The organism is Gottfriedia acidiceleris, from assembly GCF_002128425.1.
Lineage (GTDB): Bacteria > Bacillota > Bacilli > Bacillales > Bacillaceae_G > Gottfriedia > Gottfriedia acidiceleris.
The window spans coordinates 143,329-164,013 of the sequence record NZ_NESS01000008.1 but is presented as its reverse complement, the minus strand read 5'-3'; the positions used below and the strand labels follow the sequence as shown (position 1 = coordinate 164,013).

General features: G+C 33.1%; 20 protein-coding genes and 2 pseudogenes. 4 read left to right on the top strand and 18 right to left on the bottom strand.

Annotation, left to right across the window (positions count from 1 at the left end; all coding sequences use genetic code 11):
- Nucleotides 1-420: 420 nt before the first annotated feature.
- Nucleotides 421-1,366, bottom strand: a pseudogene (ftsZ, locus tag B6K90_RS16090) (cell division protein FtsZ); the annotation flags it as partial.
- 498 nt (nucleotides 1,367-1,864) lie between these two features.
- Between ftsZ and B6K90_RS16085 the strand changes: the two are divergent.
- The 3 genes and pseudogenes from B6K90_RS16085 to B6K90_RS16075 all read left to right on the top strand — a co-directional run bounded on the left by B6K90_RS16085 (nucleotide 1,865) and on the right by B6K90_RS16075 (nucleotide 3,230).
- Entirely contained in the window at nucleotides 1,865-2,296 is a 432-nt protein-coding gene (locus B6K90_RS16085) for a hypothetical protein (protein ID WP_088013777.1), read from the top strand.
- A gap of 6 nt (nucleotides 2,297-2,302) precedes the next feature.
- A pseudogene (locus B6K90_RS24590) lies at nucleotides 2,303-2,443 on the top strand (matrixin family metalloprotease); the annotation flags it as partial.
- Between the two features lie 13 nt (nucleotides 2,444-2,456).
- Nucleotides 2,457-3,230: a hypothetical protein gene (locus B6K90_RS16075; protein ID WP_088013775.1), complete on the top strand. Its 774-nt coding sequence runs from the start codon at nucleotides 2,457-2,459 to the stop codon at nucleotides 3,228-3,230.
- Nucleotides 3,231-3,360: 130 nt separating this feature from the next.
- Here the strand turns inward: B6K90_RS16075 and B6K90_RS16070 are convergent, their stop codons facing one another.
- The 13 genes from B6K90_RS16070 to hutU all read right to left on the bottom strand — a co-directional run bounded on the left by B6K90_RS16070 (nucleotide 3,361) and on the right by hutU (nucleotide 16,430).
- Nucleotides 3,361-4,341, bottom strand: coding sequence for a cation diffusion facilitator family transporter (locus B6K90_RS16070; protein WP_088013774.1), 981 nt, complete (start codon nucleotides 4,339-4,341; stop codon nucleotides 3,361-3,363).
- A 580-nt stretch (nucleotides 4,342-4,921) separates the two neighbouring features.
- Nucleotides 4,922-5,557, bottom strand: coding sequence for an FMN-binding negative transcriptional regulator (locus B6K90_RS16065; RefSeq protein ID WP_088013773.1), 636 nt, complete (start codon nucleotides 5,555-5,557; stop codon nucleotides 4,922-4,924).
- A 260-nt stretch (nucleotides 5,558-5,817) separates the two neighbouring features.
- Nucleotides 5,818-7,086, bottom strand: coding sequence for a penicillin binding protein PBP4B (pbp4b, locus tag B6K90_RS16060; protein WP_088013806.1), 1,269 nt, complete (start codon nucleotides 7,084-7,086; stop codon nucleotides 5,818-5,820).
- 420 nt (nucleotides 7,087-7,506) lie between these two features.
- The gene (locus B6K90_RS16055; RefSeq protein ID WP_088013772.1) at nucleotides 7,507-8,898 is read right to left on the bottom strand and encodes an L-cystine transporter; all 1,392 of its coding nucleotides are present in this window, start codon (nucleotides 8,896-8,898) and stop codon (nucleotides 7,507-7,509) included.
- Between the two features lie 140 nt (nucleotides 8,899-9,038).
- Nucleotides 9,039-9,506, bottom strand: coding sequence for a DUF3291 domain-containing protein (locus B6K90_RS16050; RefSeq protein ID WP_088013771.1), 468 nt, complete (start codon nucleotides 9,504-9,506; stop codon nucleotides 9,039-9,041).
- 311 nt (nucleotides 9,507-9,817) lie between these two features.
- The gene (locus B6K90_RS16045) at nucleotides 9,818-10,201 is read right to left on the bottom strand and encodes a YkvA family protein (RefSeq protein WP_088013770.1); all 384 of its coding nucleotides are present in this window, start codon (nucleotides 10,199-10,201) and stop codon (nucleotides 9,818-9,820) included.
- A 68-nt stretch (nucleotides 10,202-10,269) separates the two neighbouring features.
- A complete protein-coding gene (locus tag B6K90_RS16040) occupies nucleotides 10,270-10,608 on the bottom strand; it encodes a DUF3147 family protein (protein WP_088013769.1) in 339 nt (112 codons plus the stop codon).
- Complete coding sequence (locus B6K90_RS16035) at nucleotides 10,592-11,017, bottom strand: MarR family winged helix-turn-helix transcriptional regulator (RefSeq protein WP_088013768.1); 426 nt, start codon at nucleotides 11,015-11,017, stop codon at nucleotides 10,592-10,594. Before B6K90_RS16035 ends, B6K90_RS16040 begins: the two co-directional genes overlap by 17 nt.
- Before the next feature lie 196 nt (nucleotides 11,018-11,213).
- Nucleotides 11,214-11,669 carry an SRPBCC family protein gene (locus tag B6K90_RS16030; RefSeq protein WP_088013767.1) on the bottom strand — a complete coding sequence of 152 codons (456 nt, stop codon included), beginning with the start codon at nucleotides 11,667-11,669 and terminating at the stop codon, nucleotides 11,214-11,216.
- Nucleotides 11,669-11,992, bottom strand: coding sequence for an ArsR/SmtB family transcription factor (locus tag B6K90_RS16025; protein WP_212667549.1), 324 nt, complete (start codon nucleotides 11,990-11,992; stop codon nucleotides 11,669-11,671). The genes B6K90_RS16030 and B6K90_RS16025 overlap by 1 nt, the downstream gene beginning before the upstream one ends.
- 128 nt (nucleotides 11,993-12,120) lie before the next feature.
- Nucleotides 12,121-13,428 (bottom strand): MFS transporter, encoded by a 1,308-nt coding sequence (locus tag B6K90_RS16020; protein ID WP_088013766.1) that lies wholly within the window; start codon nucleotides 13,426-13,428, stop codon nucleotides 12,121-12,123.
- A gap of 69 nt (nucleotides 13,429-13,497) precedes the next feature.
- Nucleotides 13,498-14,754, bottom strand: coding sequence for an imidazolonepropionase (gene hutI, locus B6K90_RS16015; protein WP_088013765.1), 1,257 nt, complete (start codon nucleotides 14,752-14,754; stop codon nucleotides 13,498-13,500).
- Nucleotides 14,754-16,430, bottom strand: a complete 1,677-nt coding sequence (hutU, locus tag B6K90_RS16010; protein WP_088013764.1) for a urocanate hydratase — start codon at nucleotides 16,428-16,430, stop codon at nucleotides 14,754-14,756. Before hutU ends, hutI begins: the two co-directional genes overlap by 1 nt.
- Before the next feature lie 241 nt (nucleotides 16,431-16,671).
- Between hutU and B6K90_RS16005 the strand changes: the two genes are divergently transcribed.
- Complete coding sequence (locus tag B6K90_RS16005; RefSeq protein ID WP_088013763.1) at nucleotides 16,672-17,055, top strand: VOC family protein; 384 nt, start codon at nucleotides 16,672-16,674, stop codon at nucleotides 17,053-17,055.
- Nucleotides 17,056-17,134: 79 nt separating this feature from the next.
- On the opposite strand, the gene B6K90_RS16000 is transcribed toward B6K90_RS16005, so the two are convergent.
- The 4 genes from B6K90_RS16000 to B6K90_RS15985 form a co-directional block, all read right to left on the bottom strand.
- Nucleotides 17,135-17,662, bottom strand: a complete 528-nt coding sequence (locus B6K90_RS16000) for a DinB family protein (protein ID WP_088013762.1) — start codon at nucleotides 17,660-17,662, stop codon at nucleotides 17,135-17,137.
- A gap of 310 nt (nucleotides 17,663-17,972) precedes the next feature.
- A complete protein-coding gene (locus tag B6K90_RS15995; protein WP_088013761.1) occupies nucleotides 17,973-19,442 on the bottom strand; it encodes a response regulator transcription factor in 1,470 nt (489 codons plus the stop codon).
- A 232-nt stretch (nucleotides 19,443-19,674) separates the two neighbouring features.
- Nucleotides 19,675-20,181, bottom strand: coding sequence for a protease inhibitor I9 family protein (locus B6K90_RS15990; protein WP_235821821.1), 507 nt, complete (start codon nucleotides 20,179-20,181; stop codon nucleotides 19,675-19,677).
- A 128-nt stretch (nucleotides 20,182-20,309) separates the two neighbouring features.
- Nucleotides 20,310-20,540, bottom strand: a complete 231-nt coding sequence (locus B6K90_RS15985; RefSeq protein ID WP_069035062.1) for a hypothetical protein — start codon at nucleotides 20,538-20,540, stop codon at nucleotides 20,310-20,312.
- Between the last annotated feature and the right edge of the window lie 145 nt (nucleotides 20,541-20,685).

The window sequence follows — 20,685 nt, the reverse complement described above, 5'->3', positions numbered from 1 at the left end:
TACGTAAGAACGCCGGAATGTATGAAGTTGAATCTTCCTTCTCATTGTATCGGCCATATTCTTGTTGCTCATTATATCTTCCGTAATCTTGTTGTTCTGTGTAACGATTATTATCATGTCGCTCTGAGTAACGGTTATAATCTTGCTGTTCATTATAGCGTCCGTAATCATTTTGCTCATTATATCGACCATAATCTTGTTGCTCATTATAGCGATTATATTCTTTTTGTTCTTTGTAACGGCTATAATCCTGCTGTTCTGTGTATCGACCGTAGTCTTGAGGCTCATTATATCGAGCGTAATCTTGCTGTTGGTCATTACGATATCTCTGATCTTGTTGGAATCGTTGCTCTCTATTGTATAAGCTAGGTGCTTCTTCTATTGGTCTAGAAGATGTTCTTACCATTTTCTCTTCTTTGTCCGCAAATCCTGTGGCAATAACAGTTACGATAATTTCATCTTTTAAGTTTTCGTCGATTACTGAACCGAAAATCATATTTAATTCTTCATGTGATGCTGAGGCAACGATGTCTGCAGCTTCTTGTACTTCAAATAGACTTAAGTTACGTCCTCCAGTTATATTCATGATAACACCATGAGCTCCATTAATAGAAGTTTCAAGTAACGGAGAGTTTAATGCCTTTTGAGCAGCGATTGTAGCGCGGTCTTTACCTTTAGCAATACCAATTCCCATAAGGGCTGTCCCTTTATGAGACATGACTGTTTTAACATCAGCAAAGTCAAGATTGATTAATCCTGGTACTGCGATTAAGTCGGAAATCCCTTGAACCCCTTGTCTAAGTACATTATCCGCTTCACGGAATGCTTCAAGCATCGGTGTTTTTTTATCAACTAGCTCTAATAGTCGATCGTTTGGAATGATAATTAATGTATCAACTGCTTCTCTAAGTGCTTTAATTCCACCTTCAGCATTTGTTGCACGCTTTTTCCCTTCAAATTTGAAAGGTCGGGTTACTACTCCAATTGTTAGAGCACCAAGCTTTCGAGCAATTTTTGCAACTTCAGGTGCTGCCCCTGTACCTGTTCCGCCACCCATTCCAGCTGTAACGAAAACCATGTCAGCTCCTTTTAGTACTTCTTCAATTTGTGACTTACTTTCTTCTACAGCTCTTTTTCCAATTTCAGGATTTGCACCTGCTCCTAAACCACGTGTCAACGTTGCTCCGATTTGCATTGTAATTTCAGCTTTTGATTGTTTTAGTGCTTGAGCATCTGTATTAAAAGCGATGAATTCAACGCCTTCTACTCCATCTTCAATCATTCGGTTAACGGCATTATTTCCTCCGCCACCAACACCAATAACTTTTATTCTTGCAAACTGTTCTATATTTTCAAATTCAAACATGATCATTCCTCCTCGTCATACCGATTACATAATTTCACGTTTTTCAAAGAACCATTCATTTTCATTCTAAGATTTATCTTTTTATGTACGTTATAGTAGATTAGAATTATTCAATTCACTTCAAGACATAGAATTGTCCTAATTCCCCTAACACTACTATACAAGAAAACTACTTGTTATCTTTTTGATAATTTTTCCTTAATATACCTTTAACTAAAACATGTATTTTAACATCTTAATGTAATATCTCTATAAATTTCGTAACAAACTTTCATCAAAAAATTTGTACAATTAATATAATTCTTTCCTTTTTGATTGAATCCTTTAAGAATCTATTGATTTATGAGAAAACAAACACTCTACAATACATTTTGTTAAAACATTCACAAACAATACATTTAATGGTACGATACAAAAAGTATATTTTGGTAATATATACATGTACAGGGAATTAATTCCACGTCTATTCAAAAAATAAATTTATAAAGGAGAGAGAGTATGAAAAAATTATTTACAAGTTTAATTGTTATATTTTGTATATTAACAAGTTTCTCTTTCCCATTCAAAACGTCGTATGCCTATAATACATATGGCCACAAACTAGTTAATGGTGAAGGTAATTATGGACAAAACAGACAATATTATTTTCTAGATAGTTCATTAGGTTCAGAAAAGCAAAAATTTAAAGATGCTATGAATAAATGGATCTATGGAACTATTACAACACCAATTTCCTTTAGAGAAACGACTACTAAATCTTCTTCTGTTATTGATGTATATAAAATTACTGCTAAAGACTATGGGGTAGCTGGAATCACATATTTTATGTATGGAAAAAAAAATGTTGATGCTTCAAAAAATGATTGGTACTGGGCATATATAGATTTACAATCTGAAACTTATAATAAATTAACGGATTGGAAAAAATGACTCGTTCATGCCCATGAAATAGGACATGCATTTGGTTTAAATCACACAAATATTTATGGAAATTTAATGAATAAAAATGGAAACCAGTCAACCACCAATATTCCCGTAAATGATCAATTTAAAGGAATCAATTCCATTTATAAATAAGGAGGAAATAGAATTGAAAAAAAATATAATTATTTTTAGTGTTTTAGTTTCTTTATCATTTAGTTCACTAATTTACTTTTATATAAATAATCAAAAACCAACTAAACAAAACAATACCGCAAACATGATAGAAGAAAACAAAAATTTCAAAAAAAATTTAGATGACAAAAAAACTAATCCTTCAAAAAATCAATTAAATAACCCTTCTAGTAATAAAATAGAAACTGTAGTTGCAAGTGCATCACTTTTTGGAAACTTTGATAGAGTTGAGGACTTGATGAAAGATTCCGATTTAGTCGTAAAAGGTACAGTAAAATCCTCAGAACCGTATGTCATAAAAAATAATGATGGAATTGGAAGACCATATACTAAACTAACTTTTAAAATCAAACATGTTCTATTAGGAGATAAAAATTTAAAAGGAAAGACAATATCGATTTTAGAATATGGAGGAATAATTTCAAAAAAAGACTTCGGTCTAGATAAAAAGTTCAATAATTTATCTAATTCAGAGTTACAGGAAAAACTTGAAGTATCGTTAGAAGGTATACCCAATTCTAAAGCCGGGCAAAATATGGTCGCTTTTTTAGTGGATGATAAAGATGCCATAAATACAGAGTCTAAGTTATATGGAATCAGAGGAGCATATAAAGGAAGATTTACTCAAGATACTAAGACGAAGAAATACAAACGTGGTATGCCTAAAAATGTAACTACAGATGAAGAAGAAAAAGAATTGAAAATAAATGAGGATATTACAGAACTAAATAATCAACTAGAAAGCTAATTTTATATTATTTTTTCATAATATAAAAAGGACTTGAAATAACCAAGTCCTTTCCCTTAAAATACGGTAGTTAAACAAAACTCTCCAAATTAAAAAGAAACGACAAAAAAGTATTGCCGTTCCAACTTTACTATTTTTCAATTAATTCCGTTTTATTTTCTTCAGTCCAATTTTGAATTCCGTCATCTTCGTCCAATTCGATAATTACGTCAGTTACACCTTTTTCTTTCATAATTTTTTCTTCTAATCGGTCTTTTATGTCATCGGCTTGAGCTACCGTTAAATTTGGGTCAAGTTCAATTTCTAATTCAACATGTAAATCTTCACCCTCTTTAACAACCGTAAGAGCTTGAATATCTTTGACATCTGGATCTTCCATTACCAACTCACCAATCTTGTCTTCCATTTCTTCATCAGATTCACCAATTACCCCGGCAGCATTATCAAGAAATACTTTTCCAACGACAAGGAACATCAAAATACCGATGATGACGGAAGCAATACCTTCAGCTTGATGAAATGGTGTAAAGTAAGCAATGATTACAGCAATCATCGCTAATAATCCACCTAAAGTTGCTACTGTATCTTCTAAGAAAACTAATTTTGTAGCTGGTCTCGCTTTTCCTAAATTAGAAATTGCCGCAGTAACTACTCCAAAACCTCGTGTTGTTATTCCTAATTCATGACTAATTTCTTTCATTGCTTTATAAAGTACAAATGCTTCAAGCACTACCGAAGCACCTAAAATAGCTAAAGTGATAGCCAGACCTGAAGAGTGGCTTGGATGTATGATGTGCTGGATTCCTTCGACAATCGTTTCATACGCCATTATTCCTACTATTAATACCGCTCCTAGTAAAACTAAATTAACAAGTCGACCAAATCCGTTTGGAAACCGATCTGTTGGTGCCTTTTTACTTAAGGCTGAACCGCTAAATACAAAGAGTTGGTTTGCAGTATCGGCGGCACTATGCATCATCTCCGCAAAAAGTGCAACGCTTCCTGTCATACTAAACCCTATTCCTTTTAATATCGCTATTACCGCGTTAACAATGGCTGCTAATAATGCAGATTTATTACCCTTTTTTAAAAGCTGTAAAAATTCTTTCATTCTATACTCCTCTTCACTAGTATTTTTATATTATGTATTTTTATATTTTTTATTAGCTAACCTAGAAAGTTCGGTATAAATTTAACTTAAGAACATTTTTTGAAGGATTTGGAAATATATGTAATTTAATATTACCATAGGTTCTGATTATTCTTCTGTCTCTTCCATAAAAATATTTCTGTTTAGCTAAAATAATTTTGATGGGTTGCATGGAAGCTAATATTCTTTAGTAAAACACTTGCTCTACTCAAAACGAAAAAACAAATAGAAATCCAATAGATAAATCGCGATAATTAACATTGTTATTCCTATTAAGAAATAACATATTTTCTTAAAAATAAGCTTCTTTTTATTAAAAATTGAAACCCATAAACATAATAATCCTATTAATATAATTGGTATCGTAAGTAACACAATCAACATCTGCTTTCACATCTCCTAACTGATGTTTTTTGTCATACTTAATTATTTAATTTTGAACCAAAAAAAAGCTATCTTAAATGACAGCTTTTAGTTCTTTATATGCAATTAATGAAATGTATTAGTTCAATTTCAAATTTTAAAACCATCTTTACTACTTCTAGCATTCCTTTAAAGATAAATCTTCAAATCTCTTTCCCATCAGTTCAGCCATTTGTTTTGAATATGGATCCTCTTCTTTATGTAAATGATCAATAATATTAAGGTAATCCTTTTCGTTTCTGTTCTGACTTAATTTATATGAAGCCTGAATTTCATCCACCTTAATCTTAAATCCAACAATACCTTTTAGTTCACTTTCTAAAATTTGTGGAGAAAGTTTATCCCACAAAACTGGTTTTTCACGATTTTTTTCATACTTTTCTAGCATGATTGTTAATTCATCTACTAATTCATCTCTCTCTAAAATGCTTGCTTTACCGTATACATGCACAGCTTGATAATTCCACGTTGATACTTCCTCAACTTCGTACCAAGAAGACGAAATATAAGCGTGAGGTCCTTGAAACATAACAAGCACTTCTTTACTGTTCTCAAATGTTCTCCATTGTGGATTTCCATATGCAATATGACCAGTAATATAATAATCTTCACCTTTTTTACTTAGCCCTAAAGGTAAATGTGTAGCAATTGGTTTACCCTGTTTTGTAGTGATTATTGTGCCAAAAGAGTTTTTTTGAACGAAATTCCAAATTTCCTTTGGATTTGTAACTTTATAATATTTTGGAATATACATAATCCGTAATACCTCCCTATTCATTTTGTTGCAAATGCAATAAAAAAATCTATACATTAAATCTAACTTAATATTGTTGCATTTGCAATAATATTTTTAATAGGATTTATATCACTGACTAGAACATTTTGAGTTATTAATGGACTTTTTTATGAGGATTATAAAAAAGAGAAAAATCATTCAATCTAGAAGATTTTTCTCTTTCCTATTCAAGAATAAATGAACAAAGCTTTCGAACGAGATAAATTCCATTTCAACAATTACTTAATTAATGCTTCATACACAGCAGTCGCCACGGCTTTATATTGTCCAGTTGCAAAGTCATCTCCTTCAAATTTATTTGGATTTGTTACTGGATCAATTACGGGTGTATGTTTTTTATTGGTCAATAAGACAATTCCTAAATTATTATCTGGATCTATAATGGTCAGCGTGCCTACCCAACCGGTATGTCCAATCGCATTTGGACTTGCATACAATCCAAACGTAGACGACATACTTGGTGAGCCGTTTCTTCTCCACCCTAAACCGTATGTTGGATTTAAATCTGAAGGTGCTGAAAACTGATCGACCGTCTTTTGATCAAATAGTTCTACTTTGCCATATCCACCTCCGTTTAACATTACTTGCAACAGAACCGCTAAATCGCTTGTCGTCGAGAAAAGTCCAGCATGCCCCGATACGCCACCCATAGAGTAGTAAGCTTTCTCATCGTGCACTTCTCCCTGTATTGTGTATGTACGAATATTTGGGAAGGAGATGACACCGTCACGTGAATTCCCCATTAACTCTGTTGCCGCGAAATCTTTCGGTTTGAATCCTTTTTGCAACGGGTTAAACATAGTGTGTTTTAGACCTAACGGCTTATAAATTGTATTTTCTACATAGTCATCTAGCCGCTTTCCAGTTACTTTTTCGATAATAAAACCGAGAATCATATAATCTACGTCACTATAAATATTTTTCGTACCAGGTACGTATTCTAACGGTGTTTCAGCGATTTTCTCAAATGTTTCATTACGGTCTTGTGTATATAGGGAACCTGCTACAGTAGGATTGTGATATTGCGGATCAGCTGGAAAACCAGCAGTGTGGTGTAAAATATCGATTAAGCGTAAGGTATCCTTCCCTTTAATCGTATCAGTTGATTTATCTTTAAAATTTGGAAAGTATGATTGTACAGTTGAATTCAAGTCTATTTTCCCTATACTAACAAGATGTTGCAATGCGAAGTTAACTGCATACATTTTAGTGTTTGATGCCAAATCAAACATTGTATTAGTCTTCATCTTCTGAGGATGTTTCAGTGGTGACAGGCCATCGTATTTTTTCGAATACCCATATGCAGTGTTTTTTACGATTTTCCCATCTTTGATAATCATTAGAACTGCACCTGGAAAACCATTGTTTACGTCCTGCTGAATCAATTCATCTACTTGTTTTAATTTCTCAGATGAGAATCCAACTTCCTCAGGTCGTTTTACTTTACTCAATATGGGAAAGTTCTCGCCCTGTTTGATTTGTTTCATTCCATTCACCTCTGCCTGGATTGAGGTTTTCTCTGCATTTGTTTGAGCATAGCTGACAGACCCTGTTGTAGTGGCCAAAGCAAGTGATAGCGTAGATGTTACAATTCTTCGAGTAATTCGAGTCAATTTAAATCTCCTCCCATTAAGATAAAATAGCCAAACTTTCACAAGCCTAATCGTTGAACTATTCGTTTCAATTTTTGAAAATAAATTTCAAAATTACCGCATTAAAAATCGAAAGAAAATTCCAACTATTTTTAGTATAAAGCCGAGATTCGTAGTTTGTAAAGTTTGATATTTTACTATCGATTTTCTTTTGTTTTCTTAATTTGATCCAGAATTTCAATCTTGGGTTTTCTATTGATGTAATTACGAAAAAATGGATAGCCAATTCAGGCTATCCATTTTAACAAATTAAATTTATGCTTCTACAACATCTACAACTTTAGATTGCTGATAAACTTCTTTTTCGAATTCTCCTGTAGCCTTACTTGTTAGGATACCGGATGTCATTGCTCCACTAACGTTTAGAGCTGTACGGCCCATGTCAATTAGAGGTTCAACTGAGATTAGTAGTCCAACGATTGCGATTGGAAGATTCATTACTGAAAGTACGATCAGCGCTGCAAAAGTTGCTCCTCCACCGACACCAGCTACACCAAATGAACTGATTGCTACGATTAAAATTAGAGAGATAATAAATGATGCACTTGTTGGATCAACACCAGCTGATGGAGCTACCATAACAGCTAACATTGCTGGATAAATACCAGCACATCCATTTTGACCGATTGAAAGCCCAAACGAACCAGCGAAGTTTGCAATCCCTTCTGAAACACCAAAATCTTTTGTTTGTGTTTTGATAGTCATCGGTAATGTTCCAGCACTTGTACGTGATGTAAATGCAAATGATAAAGTTGGTAATGCTTTTTTCACATATCTTACTGGGCTTAGTTTTGCAAATGATAATAATAATAAATGCACAATAAACATTGCGATTAATGCCACATAAGAGGCAATTACAAACTTACCTAATTTCACGATTGCATCATAATCACTTGTTGCTGCTACTTTAGTAATAATTGCTAAGATTCCATAAGGTGTTAAACGAAGAATTAATGATACGACTCTCATCGTTAATTTATAAAGTGTATCAATTATTTTAGCAAAAAACTCTGCAGTCTCAGGTTCTTTACGTTTTACTCCAAGGTAGGCAATCCCCACAATTGCTGCAAAAATTACAACTGCAATTGTAGATGTGGCACGGGCACCAGTTAAATCTAAAAATGGATTACTTGGAATTAATTCAAGAATTTGGTTCGGAATTGTCATCGCTTCTACAGTTGGAACACGTCCTTGTAATTCTGTAATTCTAGCAGTCTCTACAGCACCTGCAGATAGTTTTATTCCATCAAGTCCAAATCCTAAAGCGGATCCAATTCCAATTGCTGCTGAAATAGCAGTTGTACCAAGAAGAATCCCAATAACTAAGGTACTAATTTTACCAATATTTTTTGTTAATTTTAATTTTGTAAACGCTCCGACAATCGAAACGAATACTAGCGGCATGACAATCATTTGTAATAGTTTTACATAACCACTACCAACAATGCTAAACCAGTCAATTGTTCCAACTGTTACGTCATGTTCAGTTCCATAGATTAAATGAATAATATAACCAAAAATAAGACCTAAACCTAAACCCGCGAATACACGTTTTGAAAAAGATACATGCTTCTTTTGCATAAAATACAAGCCATACATAAGTACTAATAAAATAGCAACATTTACGCAGATAAGAAAGTTATTCATTTTTCTCCCCCTTTTCATTTAATAATATAATTTACGAAAATATTAATACAAGTATTCCTATAAATCAAGTAGGAATTGTTATATTTTTGTAAAATTCCTACTTTTTTATCATTAAGATACAATTTATCTAGAAATATATCCTACTTTATTGATACTGCTTCACCATATTCGTCAAATGCATACTTAAAATCAAAAGCAGTAGGAGTAGATCCATTTTGAATGTAATAGTCATATCTTTTAAAGGCCTCTTCCCATGAAACATCGCTTGGCTTCTTTGTCCACCACACCACATATGAAAGGTGCTTCTCTTTATAAGGCTCCATCCATTTACTTCGATCCTTCAACGCTTGCTTATGATGTCCTGAGTACGTAAAACGATATAAGGATTCTAGATTACTCCATACTGTGAGTGTAAGAATTGGATAACCGTCCCCCTTACTAGCTTCTTCAGGGAGAGAGATTCCATCAGATGAAAACGCATCAATCATGTGTCCTGATTTCATGGCCTGACGAAAGACATCATTTCCTACAGAAAAAAATTGACGAGATGCAGAGTGGTCATATGGGTGTTTTAGCCTACCAACTGTATAGATTGCTACAAAAGCCATAAATAGTCCTCCATAAATAGGTTTTATTAAATTTATATTCAAGCAAGCTTTCATCTCATAACTAATTCTTTTATCAATCCTTGTAAAATTGCATTTTTTATTGTAAAGATTTTGTGTCTATATTAATTTAGTAAACTCTAATAAAGAACTGTCAAAGTGAATGATGAACTAATGTAATTTATACGAGTAATTCACATAATGTCTTTGTCTATTTTTTTGAAACTTACCTTAAAAAAGTAAAAACGACTCCCCTCTACATAGGGCAGTCGTTTTAGAAATATAATTTTTTTACAATCAAACTGAAATTGACTTTAACTATATAATTGATAAACCTTTAATATGGCCCAAATAAAAATCACTACCCAAACTAACAATATGAATGATCCTACTATCCAATTTTTTGGTATTCCTTTTTTCATCATTTCTTCTGCTTTTATTTCACATTCTATTTTTACATTTTCGGGAATCAGCTTTAAAGAAATAATAATACCTAAAGGAACAAGTATAACATCGTCTAAATACCCCAAAATCGGAATAAAGTCAGGGATTAGATCAATTGGACTAAAAGCATATGCAACTACACAAGCTATAAATACTTTTGCATACAATTGAACACGCTCATGCTTATAAGCAAAATAAAGTGTGAAGATTTGACGTTTTAATTTCTTCGCCCATATTTTTAGTTTTTTAAGCATTTTTTCTCCTATAACTAGCGTTTATTTTTTTATTTAATTTGAAAAAATCTCAAAATAGCGCTTCACTATTAAAACAAATGCTTTACGACTAAATCCTGAGTAAAAGTATAAAGAGCCCATCCAACAATACCAAGCCCGATTGAACTAATTAAATGCATTGAATGTTGAAGAGCAACTCCAATAATTAACAGCATAACGACTGTACCAGGAATGCCTAATACAACTCCATAAGCGAATTTGCTTAACGTTTGCACTTGTTCACCTTGAACATTTAACCAAATAAGACTTAAAAGACTAACGATCGGTAAAGCTGCAATCAAACCACCTTGTGTAGGAAACCGACGTGCTATTTCAGTAATAACTCCTATAATAATTGCTGAAGTAAATACTTTAATGATCGCGTACATTTTGAGCCCTCTCTTTCATTAAATGAAAAGCTTTTAAAACACTTTCTCTTTCTTGTTCAGTCATCTGTTCAAAAAGAAGCTGTTGAAGTTTTTCTTCATTTAAACTTGAATTTTGTAGTAAAACTTCTCTACCTAAATCGCTAAGCTTTAATATTACTTTTCGTTGATCCATCTCACCACGGATTTTAAAAACATACTCTTTTTCTAGTAAACGTTTTACATGTTCTGATGCTGTATTGTGTGACACTTGAATGCCTTCAGCAATATCCTTTATTCCAATCTCATCTTCTTTATCGATCATTTGTAATATCCTTACACCTTGGTGCGTAATATTTTCTTTATGCTTATATCGTAAAATATAGTAAATATCAGTCCATAGTTGATTCAATTGTTTAATTTCTTTATCCATGTAGATTCTCCTTATATCGTATAATACGATTGTATCTTATTATACGATATATGTAAATTAAATTACTTAAAAATTTCTCGCTGTCTTTGGATGGATGGTATGCCGTTAAAACGAACACAATATTGATAACTCGGATATAAAAAAAAACACAAGGCAATATATTCCTTGTGTACTGAGCTCTTATATGTCAATAATATTAAATAGAAATAGGTGGCAATGTATTACCTGTTTCAAGCAAGCTTTTTAAATTGCTTAAAATTGCTGGCCAGCCGTTGTTTAGTCCTTCAAACGTATCGTCTTTTTCCACTAAATCAGTAGGCTCAAGATTTTCATGTTTAAGTGTTAATTTAACTGTCGATTCTAACCCCTTCAATTCAAAAGTAACTATTGAGGGTTCATTTCGATTCGTCGGATCATTTGTGTGATTCCAAGTAAATGAAAGTAAGTGATTTGGCTCACATTTTAATATCGTACCATAATCAGTAACCTCTCCATTTCGTAAATAAGAAACTGTTGACCCTACTTGCCAATCAGATTCAATTGCAGTTCCGAAAAAGTATTTTTCAGTAAATTGAGTACTTGTTAATGCTTCCCAAAGTTTTTCAGGTGTAGTTGCAATGTATGTAACATAAACAAATTGTGGTTTATTCATTATTTATTTCCCTCCTCAAGTTTATCTTTTAATTCACTAAGCGCTTCTAAATGATTTTTTTCGTACTTGTTAATCCATCGTTTAGAAATCTCATTAATTGGCACAGGATTAAGATAATGAAGTTTATTCCGACCGTGCCATTCAACTACAACAAGATTTGCTTCTTCTAGTATTACTAGGTGCTTGGTTACTGCTTGTCTACTCATTTCAAGATGTTGACATAATTCGCTTAATGTTTGCCCGTTTTTCATAAAAAGCTTATCAAGAAGTTTTCGACGACTTGAATCCGCAAGGGCTTTAAAAACCTGATCGATCTTACTCAACCTCCTCAATACTTAAATATTAAGCAACCAATAGGTTGCATGTCAAGTCTAATTAAGTTTCTATTCGTATTAAAAAATAAAAAACAAAAAAGAGAAATTGCCGAAACAATTTCTCTTTTTAAAAGTTATTACCCAGCAAGATCATTCGAAGGTCTAGCTGTTTTTGCTCGTTTACCTGGTTTAACAAAGATCATTGCAACCATTCCTAATGTTACGGCAATTGATGCTGCGATAAACATTGCGCTGTATCCATGTTTTGCAACTAAGCTACCTGTTAAGGTTGGCGCAATAATTGTAGCTAGATTTGCAATAAAATGTGTTACTCCACCAAATGTTCCAGCTTTTTTTGGTTCTGTATCTAATACTACTGTCCAATAAATTGAGTTTGGTAAATAGTTAAATGCATTACCAATACACATTAAGATTAAGACTACTGTAGCACTTTGAACTGTTGGAATTAGCATGAAACAAATTGCTGTAAAGAATAATGAAATAACTGTGAACCAAGATCTAGCAATACGTAAATTCCCTGTTTTTCTAAGTAGTGAATCTGATATTTTCCCTCCAAGTAATCCTGTAAAAATGGCTCCAATCCATGGAATCATTCCAACGATTCCTAGTGATGCTAATGAAAAACCGAATTCATCTTGTAAATATTTTGGCGTCCAAGTAAGTAATAATATATTTACATATAAAAAGGCAAAATAACCAATTGCATTCATTACTAGAGTAGGATTTTTGAAAAAATAGTACCATGGTGTAGATTCTTCTTCACTTTTTCCACTAACCGGATTATTCAAACGGATTATCTCAAGTTCTTGTTTAGTAACGTTTGGATTTTCTTCTGGTAGGTTTGTAAATACTTTAGACCAAATAAATGCCCAAATTAAACCAACTACCCCAAGAATAATAAATGTCAGTTTCCAACTTGCAACTGATAATAGAGCAACTACGATTGGTGCAGTGATCAGTGCTCCTACTGGTGTCCCTACTAAACCAAGCGCAACTGCAAACCCTCTTTCTTTCGGAGAAACCCAGTTAGCCATCGTTTTATTCATTGTTGAGAGGGTAGGTCCTTCTGCAAATCCAAATAATACTCTGAAAACTGCAAATCCAGCTAAAGCTGATCCACCAAATAAAGTTGCACCTAAATTACCAGCAAATACAGTACCTAATTCAAAAATTGACCAGGCAGTTGCCGCAAGTAACCACATAAATTTAGGTCCTTTTTTATCGGCGAAAGCTCCACCAAATAATGCTCCGAATATATAACCATATCCAAAGTAACCTAAGATTTCACCCCAACTTACAGGACTTAATCCAAATTCTTTAATGATCTCTGCCTGTGCATATGAGATTGCACCTCGGTCGATGTAATTAACAATCGTAATCATAATGATCATAAAAATGATAAAGAATCTATAATTATTTTTCATTAAAGCTAGTTCCTCCTATTTAATTTTTATCAGAAGGGACCCCCATGATTTATCATTTTTTGCTACTAATTAAACAATTTTAATACCTTTTTTCCATACAGATTTCACATGGTTAACACCAAATAAATATTGTAATTCTTGATAGTTTTTTACATTCCATAATACGATATCTGCTTGCTTTCCAACTTCAAGTGAACCGATTTGATCTTGGCGATTAATTGCACATGCAGCGTTGTATGTTGCTGCTGTTAAGCTTTCAGCTGGAGTAAGTCTCATCGAAATACAAGCTAAATTCATTACAAGCGGCATAGAAGTTGTTGGTGAAGAACCTGGATTACAGTCAGTTGAAATTGCTACAGCTACTCCTTCATCAATCATTTTTCTTCCTTTTGCAGCATCTTCACGTAAATAAAGTGCTGTTGCAGGTAAAAGACAAGCAATTGTACCTGATTTAGCCATTGCAGATATACCTTCATCAGAAGCTTTTAATAAATGCTCTGCTGAAATAGCCCCAACTTTTGCTGCTAATTCCGCTCCACCATACGGTTCAATCTCATCAGCATGAATTTTTGGAATTAGATCATATTTTTTTCCTGCTTCTAAAATTCGCTCTGATTGTTCTGGCGTAAATACACCTTTTTCACAGAATACATCATTAAACTCAGCTAATTTTTCTTCTGCTATTATTGGAAGCATGTCGTTAATTAAGTGATCAACGAATTCGTCTTCTCTTCCTTTAAACTCTTTCGGCACTGCATGAGCACCCATAAAAGTAGGAACTAATTCAACTGCATGCTTTTCCTTTAATTTTTTCATTACTCTTAACTGTTTCAATTCTGTTTCTAAATCCATTCCATAACCGCTTTTACTTTCTACAGTTGTTACACCGTGTGCAATGAATGAATCTAGACGTTTCATAGTTTGTTCCATTAATTCTTCTTCAGTCGCTTCACGAGTCATGCGGGCAGTCGCATGAATTCCGCCACCTGAATTCATAATATCCATATATGTTGCACCTTCAAGACGCATTTCAAATTCACGTTCACGGCTTCCACCATACACAACATGTGTATGTGGATCTACTAGACCAGGCGTAACTAGATGATTTGTTGCATCAACTACTTCTGCTTCATGAATTTTTTCTGCATAGCGATCTTGAATTTCTTTTGTTGTACCAACAGCTTTGATTACTCCATCTTCAATCCATAAGCTACCGTCTTCAATTAAACCAAGGACTGACATTGCTTCCTTTGAACGAGGTCCTTTAACTTCAGAATCAAGCGTTGCTAATTGAGCTGCATTTTTAATCCAAATTGGTTTTGTCATTACTTATCAGTCCCTTTATCAAGCATTGGAATATTTACTCCTCTTTCACGAGCAGTTTGTTTAGCTAGCTCATAACCCGCATCAGCGTGACGAACTACACCCATTCCAGGGTCAGTTGTTAATACGCGTTCAATACGCGCTTCTGCTTCTTTTGTACCATCTGCAACAATTACTACACCAGCGTGTAATGAGTAACCCATACCTACTCCACCACCGTGGTGAACTGATACCCAAGTAGCTCCACCTACTGCGTTAATCATTGCATTTAAGATCGGCCAGTCTGCTACTGCATCTGATCCATCCATCATGCTTTCAGTTTCACGGTTTGGAGATGCTACAGAACCTGAATCTAAGTGATCACGTCCAATTACGATTGGAGCTTTTAATTCGCCACTTGCAACCATATCATTTAAAATTTTACCGAAACGAGCACGCTCGCCATAGCCTAACCAGCAAATACGAGAAGGTAAGCCCTGGAATTCAACTTTTTCCTGAGCCATGCGAATCCAGTTACATAAATGCTCATTATCAGCAAATTCACGTAAAATAGCTTGGTCAGTTTTATAAATGTCCTCAGGATCACCTGATAATGCTACCCAACGGAAAGGACCTTTACCTTCACAAAATTGTGGACGGATATATGCTGGAACGAATCCTGGGAAGTCAAATGCATTTTCTACCCCTTCATCCTTCGCAACTTGACGGATATTATTACCGTAATCAAAAGTCACAGATCCTTTTTCCATCATTTCAAGCATTGCTTTTACGTGAGTTGCCATTGAAGCTTTAGAACGAACAACATATAATTCTGGGTTTGAAGCTCTTAATTCTGCAGCTTCTTCTAAAGACATTCCTGATGGAGTATAACCGTTTAATGGATCGTGCGCTGATGTTTGGTCAGTTAATACTTCTGGAATAAAATTTCTAGCAATCATTTCTGGTAAAATATCAGATGCATTTCCGATTAGACCGATTGATAATGCTTTACCTTCTTTTTTCGCTTCTTCAGCAAGACGAATTGCCTCATCTAATGAATCTGTTTTCACATCTGTATATCTAGTTTCGATACGACGATCGATTCTTGTTTCATCTACATCGATACCGATACAAACTCCACCATTCATTGTAACAGCAAGTGGTTGAGCTCCACCCATTCCACCAAGACCAGCAGTAACAGTAATTGTACCTGTAAGTGTGCCATTGAAATGTTGTTTTGCTAATTCAGCAAATGTTTCATAAGTTCCTTGAACAATACCTTGAGAACCGATATAAATCCAGCTACCAGCTGTCATTTGACCGTACATCATTAAACCTTTTTTATCTAATTCGTGGAAAGTATCCCAGTTAGCAAAAGCAGGTACTAGATTTGAGTTGGCAATTAAAACACGTGGTGCATCAGTATGAGATTTAAAAATTGCTACTGGTTTACCGGATTGAACTAATAAAGTTTCATCATTTTCTAATTTCTTTAATGATTCAACAATCGCATCGAAGCACTCCCAGTTACGTGCTGCTTTACCAATTCCACCATATACAACAAGATCCTCTGGACGCTCCGCTACATCTGGATCTAAATTATTCATTAACATACGAAGAACTGCTTCTTGTTGCCAGCCTTTTGTATTTAATTCTGTACCTCTATATCTAACTACTTTATCGACTGTAACCGTATTCATAAATTATTACCCCCTAGTTGTGATATTTTCAGTCTAACACGAATTTTCCGATATTTTATTATAAAATGATGATTATTTTATAATTTATTTCAACACACTTAACTTTGATTTGTATTTTTATAAATTATTTCAAATTCTATTAATTAATTTGATTATTTTAAAAGAAACTATGAATATAAAAGAGGTTTAACATAAATAATGTTGAAATTATAAATTGATTAAATCGAAAGGCGGAATCGTAATGAAATCAACTGTTTCCCCAATTGCAAACAAAGTTAACTCGGTTTTTATTCATGTTAAGGATTTAAAAGAATCAGTTAATTGGTACTGTAAACTCCTTAGTATTACGGTAGATAGTAGCCAGATTGAATCCCCTGTATTCAATATCCCAGTAACAGGTACAACTGGACTTACATTAGATGATCATACTTTTGATCCTAATTTTAAGTTCGAACCTTCAAAAAATGTAATATTTAATTTCTATTCCAAAGACATAGACGCGGCTTATAACTTTATGAAAGAAAATAATATTACAATCGTAAAAGAAATTGAACGTATTGGAGAATTTGCTTATTTTAACTTTGAAGATTTGGATGGAAATGTATTAATGATCTGTAATAGTTAATATGAGAGAATAGTAGAGAAAAATCTAAAAATTTAGCCTGTATCATTGATTATTAATTAATCAACAATACAGGCTATTTTTAAGCATTTTTATATAATTTACGAATCATTCTTATTTGTCCTCGGTGATTAATTTCGTCTTCAAACACATGAAACCATTTAAAATAGTTTGTGGCTTTTGCTCTTCCAAACTCTGTCTGCTCATATAACCACTCATCTGAAAGTGTATTAAATTTTGCATATGTATCTTCTCGAATTGTATTTAAAAGATTTATATAATAGTTGGCATCATTACCTTTAATTGTCTCTCTAGCGTAATCATCTAAATCTAATCCAGGTAACCATTTCTCTTCTTCTTCTGAATTTAAATCTCGATTTTCAAATGTATTACGTTGATACCAATACTCAACTCCTGCCATATGAGTTAGTAACATTCCAATTGAATTACCTGTTGGAGTGTGCAAATAATCTAACTCCTCTACTGTAATATCTTTAATAGCTTCCAGAGTTGTAAATCTTACATAATTCATCATTGAAATTAATGTATTAAAATCTCCTTTTACGCCATCTTGTTCCCCAACTAATAGTAATTTGTTCCATTCGTTCATAATTGCAACCCCTTTCATTTTTTTAATCTACATAAAATTTCATTTTATAATAATTAGTCAATAGAAAAAAGGTAATTATGATCCATCAATATGAAGACGATGCTTTTTGCTGCAATTACACTAAAATAAATAACCTTGTAAGTTACCATCATTTTTTAAAGCATCTTTAAACTCCTTAATTGATAATCCGCTATTCTATGTTGTTTAACAAACTTAATTTTATGACAGTTACATTATTACTAATATCAAAAATGACTACTATAGAAATAGCAGTCATTTGATGGAATACATTAGCGTTTGAAACCACTTCCTACAACCCAGATCGATAAACTAAAGGAGTACACCCCTCAAGCTGTTTGAACTTTGCATTAAAATATGATTGATGAGAATAACCAATTAATCTTGAAATTTCATCTAGTGGTATGTCTGTTTCATCTAATAATCGTTTTGCTTCTCTAATTCGCACTTCATGGAGCGTCTCTCTAAACGATTGATTTGATTCGGCCGCAAAGCGACGGCTTAGTGTACTTTTATTAATCCGAAGTGCATCAGCACATTCCGTTAAACTCCATCCGGCATCCCAATAATTTGATTCAATTAACTCTCTTGTTTTCTCAACTAATGTACGATGGCCTTCTTTCTGTGAATCATGCCCTTGTAGCAATAGATTTGTTGTAAAATCAAGCAATTCTTGAACAATTTGATAAATGATCGGTCCATGTACAATTTTTTGGAAAATATCATAATAAGTACCTTCCCATAATGCATTTTGAAGATTATTAGACTTCATATATCTTCTTATTTGTGCAAGTACACTTGTTAATCGGATTCGAACAATTTCTGGATCTGGGTAAGGCTGCTGAAAGGTTAAAAATTCCCGTTCCATCCAGTCTCGAATTGCTTTTGCATCTCTTCTTTCTAGCATTTCAATCCAGTGGCGTTGCTCAAGAGGTGTAAGGAATGGATCCTTTTCTTGATATGGCATTGGTTCATTTTCAGCCAAAATAATATCATAACCTTCAAAGAAGATTCTTCGTGTTAGCTGAAGTGTTTGTTCAAAAATATCTTTTAATGTTTCTTCCATAGATCCTACTTTCATTACGATTGCAAGTGGTTCATCCATCATTTCTTTCCAACGAGCAAGAAATGCATTATATTCGTCCTGCAATAACACTTCTTCATCTGCTTCATGTACACATAAAATAAAGTCAGATCCTACGAATAAACGATTTTTCCCGGTAAAAGGATTTCGTTCTAATGCTTTATAGACAAAAGGAAGTGTCCCTGAATTTGGTGTCAAAAATGCAACCATCGTAATTGGACCTTCATACATTCGTTCATTCAAAAAAAGGTCAGGATAATCTATATTAAGTGAGCTTATTTCTTCATTTATGTTTCTAGTAAAGGAACTTACATTATTACGAATTTGATAGCGTAATTGTTGAATATGCTTAATTAAATCAGTAGGAGAAAATGGGCGAAATAATACATCCTCCGCTCGATACTGTAATGCAAGATAGGCAGTTTGAAATATTCGCTCAGATGAAATACCTAACCAACGAATTGAAAACTTTTGGATTAATTCACCAAATCTTTCACTCTCATTTTTCCAATGATCCATATCAAATATTACAAGGTCTGGCTGTTGTTTTTGAATAGCTTTTTCAAATTCTCCCATCGTTTTCCAAGAAACAAGGTTAATACCAGTAAAGTGCGATTCCACGACCCACCGAATCCCTGAAGCTTCTAACTCATCTTTTGCAACTAAATGAATTTCCATCGTGTTTCACCTTCACTTCTAGCTTTTTTATATCATAATAGCAAATTTATTTTGTTTTTGTAGAATAAAAACTATTAAAAATTCAAAATTTATAGAATAACAAAAAGACTACACTATAGTAGTCTAAATGAAATCAATAAATTAAAAAATAGCCTTCCTTTACTAAATCACTTTTTGTCCAATTCCCCTACTTTTAATAAATCTCCCTACAAACTTCTTTTTCTTCTCAATTTTACTTTTGATTATATGGTGTAACTGGAGGCATGATATGAACTTTTTTGTTTGGATAGATTTTTGCAATTACTGTAGATTGTGATAATCGTTTAATATCTTTTCCGGGTATTTCCATTGATACACCATTCAGAGCAGTCTTGTAAACATGTCTAATCTTATAAGGTACATGTTGATCCTCTAGAAGAGTTTTTAATTCTTCTTGGAATTTTGCATGACTTTCTTCTACTTGCTTTTTCGCTTCTTCCAATGAAAGTTGTTCTCCCACAGCTTCGGCTTCCTTAACTGCCACTACAGCAGGCTTTGTTTTGAATTCAATAATAATTGAAGTCATTTGGTTAGTTGAAAAATCAATTGATGGATCTACATAAAAAGAAGGGTTCATTGTATCCTTCGCCACCTTTGTCTCATCTATATTTTTAGTCGTATTAATTGTAGTCCCATTACATCCTGACATTATTAATAACATTACAAAAAATAATATACTAACTCTATAAAAATTCTTCACGTTTACTCTCATTCCCTTCAATAACTGTTCAATAAAAAAAGACAATCTATCAGGATTTTATCCTATAGAGTGTCCTTTCAAACATTATTTTTCGCAATTAAACTAAGTATAGAAGTAATGAACATTTATTACATCCTATAATTATCATTCAAAAATTCAATATGATAATTAATAGTCCTTAAATATTGTTTTGTTGTGTCTTTAGAAAGACTTTTAATCCTCTTTAGCATATGAACACTTAATACTTTTTCATTGTTATAAATTCTATATTTTTTTAAAGTTGAAAGTCTATGATTATATTGACTCGCTTTTACTTCATTTAGTTTTTTTACATTTATTAGATAATCTGTAAAGTTCATAATTGCCCCTCCTACTTGTATAGAACAACGTTTTTTCGTAAAAAGAACTAGTCCTATTATTAAAACCTACTTAGGACTAGTTCTTTCTATCATTCTATTTTGCATGTTTACTAATTATACCTCTAAAGTTTTATTTGTTTGATAC

Bases quoted from the DNA above. Each gene is read 5' to 3' on its own strand.
- B6K90_RS16030 (WP_088013767.1), bottom strand. From the start codon at position 11,669: ATGAATAAACCACAATTTGTTTATGTTACATACATTGCAACTACACCT.
- B6K90_RS16050 (WP_088013771.1), bottom strand. From the start codon at position 9,506: ATGGCTTTTGTAGCAATCTATACAGTTGGTAGGCTAAAACACCCATAT.
- B6K90_RS16070 (WP_088013774.1), bottom strand. From the start codon at position 4,341: ATGAAAGAATTTTTACAGCTTTTAAAAAAGGGTAATAAATCTGCATTA.
- B6K90_RS16065 (WP_088013773.1), bottom strand. From the start codon at position 5,557: ATGTATATTCCAAAATATTATAAAGTTACAAATCCAAAGGAAATTTGG.
- B6K90_RS16040 (WP_088013769.1), bottom strand. From the start codon at position 10,608: ATGTACGCGATCATTAAAGTATTTACTTCAGCAATTATTATAGGAGTT.
- B6K90_RS16045 (WP_088013770.1), bottom strand. From the start codon at position 10,201: ATGCTTAAAAAACTAAAAATATGGGCGAAGAAATTAAAACGTCAAATC.
- B6K90_RS15995 (WP_088013761.1), bottom strand. From the start codon at position 19,442: ATGGAAATTCATTTAGTTGCAAAAGATGAGTTAGAAGCTTCAGGGATT.
- hutI (WP_088013765.1), bottom strand. From the start codon at position 14,754: ATGACAAAACCAATTTGGATTAAAAATGCAGCTCAATTAGCAACGCTT.
- B6K90_RS16005 (WP_088013763.1), top strand. From the start codon at position 16,672: ATGAAATCAACTGTTTCCCCAATTGCAAACAAAGTTAACTCGGTTTTT.
- B6K90_RS16055 (WP_088013772.1), bottom strand. From the start codon at position 8,898: ATGAATAACTTTCTTATCTGCGTAAATGTTGCTATTTTATTAGTACTT.
- B6K90_RS16035 (WP_088013768.1), bottom strand. From the start codon at position 11,017: ATGGATAAAGAAATTAAACAATTGAATCAACTATGGACTGATATTTAC.
- B6K90_RS16020 (WP_088013766.1), bottom strand. From the start codon at position 13,428: ATGAAAAATAATTATAGATTCTTTATCATTTTTATGATCATTATGATT.
- pbp4b (WP_088013806.1), bottom strand. From the start codon at position 7,086: ATGAAACAAATCAAACAGGGCGAGAACTTTCCCATATTGAGTAAAGTA.
- hutU (WP_088013764.1), bottom strand. From the start codon at position 16,430: ATGAATACGGTTACAGTCGATAAAGTAGTTAGATATAGAGGTACAGAA.
- B6K90_RS16000 (WP_088013762.1), bottom strand. From the start codon at position 17,662: ATGAACGAATGGAACAAATTACTATTAGTTGGGGAACAAGATGGCGTA.
- B6K90_RS15985 (WP_069035062.1), bottom strand. From the start codon at position 20,540: ATGAACTTTACAGATTATCTAATAAATGTAAAAAAACTAAATGAAGTA.
- B6K90_RS16085 (WP_088013777.1), top strand. From the start codon at position 1,865: ATGAAAAAATTATTTACAAGTTTAATTGTTATATTTTGTATATTAACA.